Annotated in this window: 1 pseudogene; it reads left to right on the top strand. The window is 79.1% G+C overall.

What is annotated here, in order from left to right:
* Window positions 1-698: 698 nt before the first annotated feature.
* Window positions 699-1,692 (top strand): annotated as a pseudogene (locus C1J00_RS43005) (hypothetical protein); the annotation flags it as partial.

Genomic DNA, 1,692 nt, shown 5'->3' with positions numbered 1-1,692 from the left:
GGTCTCAGGCGCCGGGGACCCACAGTGGAGGTGCGCGGGCGGGACACCAAGCGCCGCGGCTCGGCAGCGGAGGTGCGGGCGCGGGGCCGGAAGCGCCGCGGAAGTGGGGGCAGGGCAGCGATGCCCGGCCCGCGGGCAGCGGTGCCTCCCTTGCCGGCAGCGGGGGCGAAGCCCTCTCGGCGGACGGCTGGAGCGACGGGCCGCCCCCGGGCAGCCGGGGCGAAGCACCCTCCGGGGGCCACCGGAGTGACGTGCCGCCGCCAGGCGTGGGAGGTGCGGCCCACGCGGGGGACCACCGGAACGATGTGCCCACCCCGGCCAACCAGGGCGAAGCCCCCTCCGCGAGCCGCCGAACCGACATGCCCACCCCGGGCAGCCGGGCCGAAGCCTCCTCCGGCAGCCGCCGAAACACCGCGCCACCCCCGGGCAAACAGGGCGAAGCCCTCTCCGCGAGCCGCCGGAGTGAGGTGCCGCCCCAGGGTGCGGGGGGCGCGGCCCATGCGGGGGACGGCTGGAGTGAGGTGCCGCCCGGAGGCACCGGGAGCGATGCCCCTCGGCAGACGGCCGACGGTGGATCGCGGCCCGGGCCCACCGGGGCCGCCCAGACCCCCTCCGGGGCGCACAGCACGCGTACCCGGCAGCACGATGCCGCTCACGGTTCGCCGCCCCTGACCTCTCCCGGAGCCCCAGCCGACGCCGTGCGGCAACGCGATGCGGGAAGGCCTGCGCGCGGCACCGGCGACACGCACGCGGGCGGTTCCGGGATCGCGGCGGTCGACCACGCGGGCCCGGACGGCGCCGCAGCTGCGTACGACACCGGCCCCGCGTACAACATAGACCCCGCATACAACACCGGTCCCGCGGACGGAACCGGTCCGCGCCGCCGGCCTCAGGGCGGGCCGGCTGCTCCCACCGGTACCGACGACCCCGCCCTCGCGGACCAGCGCGCCGGGCGCGGGCGCAAAGGCACTCCCCTGCGCGGCACCGACGTGCCCCCGGGGAGCCGCAGGCGTGGCGGGCTCGGGGCGTGGGCCCGGCGGCTGGCCGGAGGAGGGCGTGGCGAGCAGGCGGCGGAGCCCCGTGAGGCATATGAGGACGGCTCGGCCGCGGTGGTGGCGGAGCAGCACCCGGTCGTCGTGTCGGCCGCGCCGGAGACGTGGCCGGACCCGGCCACGCTGCTGCTCACGACCCTGGGGCCCGGGCCGCGGCTGTGGGAGCGCGGCCCCGGCCACCCGGAGGCACTCGCCGTGCGCCTCGGTACGGCCGACCGGGCGGCGCCGGACGGCTCGGGCCTGCTGCCCGCCGTCCCCGTGACCGCCGGGCTGCGCGAGGTCGGCGCCCTGGGCCTGGCCGGGCCACGGGCGCGGCTGGCCGGGCTGGCCCGGACCGTGCTGGCCCAGCTCACCGCGCTGCACTCCCCGGACATGCTGGAGATCGTCCTGATCGCCGCCGACCGCTCCCGCCCTCTTGAGGAGCGCACCGCCGAGTGGTCCTGGCTGGGCTGGCTGCCGCACGTGCGCCCGGGGCACGGGCAGGACTGCCGGCTGCTGCTGGCCCTCGACCGCGAGCAGGCCGCGGCCCGCACCGACGAACTCACCCGCCGCCTGGAGGACCAGCTGGCGGACGTGGCCGCGGGAGGCGGCGCACAGCCCACCGGTACCGCTTCGTCCCCCGCCCCGGTCATCCCGGCCC

It is taken from the genome of Streptomyces cahuitamycinicus (assembly GCF_002891435.1).
GTDB classification, from domain to species: Bacteria; Actinomycetota; Actinomycetes; order Streptomycetales; family Streptomycetaceae; genus Streptomyces; species Streptomyces cahuitamycinicus.
Note: the sequence above shows the minus strand (reverse complement) of the source record. Positions and strands in the feature narration are given on the sequence as shown.